Consider the following 4,073-nt stretch of genomic DNA (forward strand, 5'->3'; position numbering starts at 1 on the left):
ATAGGTAAACATGATGAGGGCATTTTCACCTTGCACTTTCTTTTTACTTCTAACTAAGAAGTGCTCCCAGCCAAGAGAGCGTTTAATTGTTCCAAATGGATGTTCAACGATAGAACCTCTCTTTTTCATAAGGACTTTTGATTGAGGTGTTTCTAAATTTTTATTGTATGTATCTAATACTTCTTGATGTTCCCATCTTTGGGTTTGTTTAGTTTTGGTCTTTTCACCTAGACACTTATCTCGGATACTGCAGGCATTACAGTCAGTTTGAGAACTTCTATACATATGCATTATTCTTGCATATGATTTGTTAATTGACTTTGTTCTAGAGATAAGTTTATTGTTAGGACAGATATAGGCATCTTGAACTTTGTCATAGATGAACTTATCTTTAGTAAACTTACCCTTGTTGATAAGTTCTTGTCCTGTTCTAATAGAGGGTACAAGTGTCTTAACCCCATCATCCACACACTTCTTTATTTCAGCTGCAGAGTAATATCCCTTATCAGCAAGAATTACCAACTCAGGGCTAGTAATCACTTCTTTAGTCTGCATTGCCATGTGATGTAGTTCTTGTTTATCAGTACCAGAAGAGGTAACATCAGTAGCAACAATAAACTTGAACTTATCATCTACACATATCTGAGAATTGTAAGCCATAAGGTTATGCGCTGGTTTAACCATAACACTAGCATCTGGGTCAGTTCTATTGTATTGGGTACGTTTAATTTTTTCGAGGAATTTTAACTCTCTTGTAAATCTTGCTTACACAAATTTATTTAGTAAATTTGTTGCACTGACGCTTGTTGAGCTAGTTTTTTTTAGGAGTATTTCTAAGTTGCGAGGAAGTTGTTTGGCTAGCTTAGTAGTATGAGTCTCTTCATCACTGTATTTTAAAGCACTAAGGTATTCATCTATATTGGAATCTACCTCTTTTAAATCTCTTTGTGTAGTCTTCTTCATGATTAAAGTATTTTTAGATGCATTAGCTCTTAAAAAGGCTCCATCTAAAGCTATAAGTGTATCTCCTATTAATGCTAGACCTTTAAGTATCAGTACGAAATCTTTAAATACTTGTTTAAGTGCTTTAGGATTATTCTTTCTAAAGTCAGAAATAGTTTTATAAGTAGGTTTTAGTCCTGATGTTAACCACATTAGTTCTATATTCCTTGCATTCTCTTTTTCTAAGGCTCGTGAGCTTACATAAATCTATTTAGTAGATTTATTGCACTGACGCTTGTTGAGCTAGTCTTACTTTATTGAGGTAACCATAGATATATATTTTTAGAAGTAACTTTGGAGAATATGACTTCTGTCCCTCAAAACTTCTAGAAGTATCATCAAAGCCTAGTTCTTTAAAATCAAGTTGTTCAACATATAAATCTATAGCTCTTACTTGATTATTCTCATCTACATACTCATCAAGACTTGGAGGAAAAAACTGTTATTGATTACGGTTTAAACCCTCTTTATATTTGCTACTCATAAACACCTCTTAAAGTCCGTTCATTACGAACTATTCTTAGTGATATTATACTGTTATAGAAGTTTAAAGATGGTGAATCTTAGGAAATTTATGTTATGGTTTTTGAAATTTATGAGACTGATAGCTTTTTAGTTATTTCACAGTCTCCGAGGAGACCAATAATTTACCCTAGCGGGGAAATTATTGCTCACGACAAACGTTATCATCTTATGAAATTGACTTTCAAATGTAATTACATTATAATTACTTAAAGGAGTTAATTATGACTATGCTCACAAAAATTGGAAATTCACAAGGTATTAGAATCCCTAAGCCTTTAATTCAACAAGCACATCTTGAAAATGTTAGTTTAGAATTAGAAGTATTAGAAAATGGTTTATTAATCAAACCTGTTCACAATACAGGAAGAGAAACTTGGATAGAAAATATTGAGAAAGTAATCTCTAAGCACAAGGGTCTGCACGATGAAGGACTTTTAGAAGATTTACTTAACGATAATGATTTAGAAGAATATGAATGGTAGTAGATATCAAAAGATATGAGATTTATCTTGTTAAGTTAAATCCAACTATTGGTTCCGAAATTCAAAAGACTAGACCATGCATAGTGATTTCACCGAACGAAATGAATGTTTTAAAAACAGTCATTATTGCTCCTATGACTTCTAAGGGGTTTGACTTTATATTTCGACCTAAAATAAAATTTGAAAAAAAAGATGGTTTGGTATTATTAGACCAGATTAGAACAGTTGATAAAACAAGACTTGTAAAAAAGCTTGGGGATGTTGATACAGCAACATCAAAAGAGATTTCAAAAATGCTTGTTAATATGTTTGAACTGTAATTATATGATAAAACTAAAAGGAAGTTATAGAAAATGTAAGTACCCATTTTCACTATTAGGTCAGATCTTAGAATGCTTTTTAAATCTAACAGTATTGTTATCTGAGTTTTCTATCAGTTCCTTTTGGTATTCGATCATTTTAAAAAATGGATTTAAAAAATTCTCCAAATTCTCACTAGCTAGCTCTTCTATCTTCCATTTCTCTAATAACTCAAGAACAACATGCGTTGACTCTATTGTTGAGAGGTAATTCGCTCTAGGCTGTTCTTTTATTCCATACTGCGATTCACGCGAAGTTGTAAAACTCATATGTTTTAAGTTTTGTAAATTAGTACTTTCATTAAATATCTTTCTTGTACATGCCCATGTAGAGTCTATTAAAAATATTGCTAAGCTTTTAGACGTCTTTTTATTTTCTTGCGGGTTCACACTTGAGAGGTCTAAAGCATTTTCACTTGGATAAAGGATGTAACTATCGTGAGTATCTATAATGTCATTGATTCTTTTGTTGTCTGAAAAGTCTATGCCCATAAAAAGTTCAGCATTTAGTAAACTCTCTTTGGTAAAGTAACCGGTGTTGTTCTTTACTTTTTTAAATTCTTTTGGATGCATGAGGATTACAAATTTTGTGTTTGTTTCAAAGGGGGAAATGTATTGGCACATACACGAGCTTTTAGGTCTATAACATTTATAACACTTCTCTCTATCGCCGTAGTATGTCAATGTATGAAAAACTTATTTTAATATTTTGTTAATTTCTGGAAGTACAAAATGTTTGAAATACTCTTCATTGATAGGTTTTCTGATAAAGCGTTTAGCACCAACACCTTTAATGTCTTCAACTTGTTCATTCTTTTGTTGAGAGGTCACAATAAATAATTTTGATACAAGTTTTGGTTTATCACGTAAGAGTATATCAACAAAAGAAATACCATCTAGACCTACGGTCTCAATGGCAGAAAAAACTAAATCTACTTCATTTTCTTTTACATACTCTAAGGCTTCTGACCCATCTTCAAAACATTTTATATCTAAATTTTCAGAATCCAGTTCTTGTAGTAAATCACGAATCTTTATTTGTACTGTAACACTTGCATCTAGTATTAATATAGTCATATTTTCTCTATACATTTTATTTTTTATGAGTGTATCATAAAAAATTTAAAAACTTGTTCCTCTTCTTGCGACAGGTTTGAGTAAAGGTTGGACTAATAACATGTTTACACTCCATGTACTCAAATACTTTAATGATTTATCTAATCTAAGAGCTGTTGTATCTTTATTTAGAGTAACTGCTACTTTATCTTTTTGTATAGAAGCTACTAAGTTTACAAATTCATCATCACTGAATCCATAAGTATAACTCATCATATCAAAACTACTTGATTCTGTTAAAATATTTATATGTTTAGTATTTGATATTTGCAACTGAATACAACTGATGGCGCTATCTTTATATAAAACTGTTGCCTTAGTAGCATCAAAAATATACTTTAATGTACTAATCACTCCATATTTGAATTCCCAGTTAATATCCGTATATATATGCTCGTAAAATAAAGTACTTACAGCTCCTTGCACTTTATATTGTTCAATATCTATATTGTTATACCATTGGGTATCTTGTTGCAGTACCTTCAATCCAATTATTTTATTCATCTTTTGATGTTTTAAATGTAAAGTATTGTTTTGTAAAACAATCAAAGAACTTGTACTACATCCTGAAAATGCGAAAATAATAAAC

The 4,073-nt window shown here is 31.0% G+C and carries 7 protein-coding genes; 2 read left to right on the forward strand and 5 right to left on the reverse strand.

Features of this window, described 5'->3' with window-relative positions:
* Both ACI9TV_RS15925 and ACI9TV_RS15930 read right to left on the reverse strand, forming a co-directional pair.
* On the reverse strand, positions 1–684 hold a 684-nt coding region (locus ACI9TV_RS15925; protein ID WP_415251807.1), incomplete at its 3' end, for a transposase.
* A gap of 81 nt (positions 685–765) precedes the next feature.
* Positions 766–1,209 carry a transposase gene (locus tag ACI9TV_RS15930; RefSeq protein WP_415251813.1) on the reverse strand — a complete coding sequence of 148 codons (444 nt, stop codon included), beginning with the start codon at positions 1,207–1,209 and terminating at the stop codon, positions 766–768.
* Between the two features lie 539 nt (positions 1,210–1,748).
* On the opposite strand from ACI9TV_RS15930, the gene ACI9TV_RS15935 reads away from it, so the two are divergent.
* A complete protein-coding gene (locus tag ACI9TV_RS15935) occupies positions 1,749–2,009 on the forward strand; it encodes an AbrB/MazE/SpoVT family DNA-binding domain-containing protein (protein ID WP_415251808.1) in 261 nt (86 codons plus the stop codon).
* Positions 2,003–2,329, forward strand: coding sequence for a type II toxin-antitoxin system PemK/MazF family toxin (locus ACI9TV_RS15940; RefSeq protein WP_415251809.1), 327 nt, complete (start codon positions 2,003–2,005; stop codon positions 2,327–2,329). The genes ACI9TV_RS15935 and ACI9TV_RS15940 overlap by 7 nt, the downstream gene beginning before the upstream one ends.
* Positions 2,330–2,389: 60 nt before the next feature.
* Here ACI9TV_RS15940 and ACI9TV_RS15945 read toward each other — a convergent pair whose 3' ends face one another.
* The 3 genes from ACI9TV_RS15945 to ACI9TV_RS15955 all read right to left on the reverse strand — a co-directional run.
* Positions 2,390–3,052 carry a tRNA-uridine aminocarboxypropyltransferase gene (locus ACI9TV_RS15945; RefSeq protein WP_415251810.1) on the reverse strand — a complete coding sequence of 221 codons (663 nt, stop codon included), beginning with the start codon at positions 3,050–3,052 and terminating at the stop codon, positions 2,390–2,392.
* Positions 3,053–3,064: 12 nt separating this feature from the next.
* Entirely contained in the window at positions 3,065–3,445 is a 381-nt protein-coding gene (locus tag ACI9TV_RS15950) for a response regulator (RefSeq protein ID WP_415251811.1), read from the reverse strand.
* Positions 3,446–3,490: 45 nt separating this feature from the next.
* A partial coding sequence (locus ACI9TV_RS15955) for a hypothetical protein (protein WP_415251812.1) occupies positions 3,491–4,073 on the reverse strand: 583 nt, incomplete at its 5' end.

It is taken from the genome of Sulfurimonas sp. (genome assembly GCF_047622445.1).
Taxonomy (GTDB): domain Bacteria; phylum Campylobacterota; class Campylobacteria; order Campylobacterales; family Sulfurimonadaceae; genus Sulfurimonas.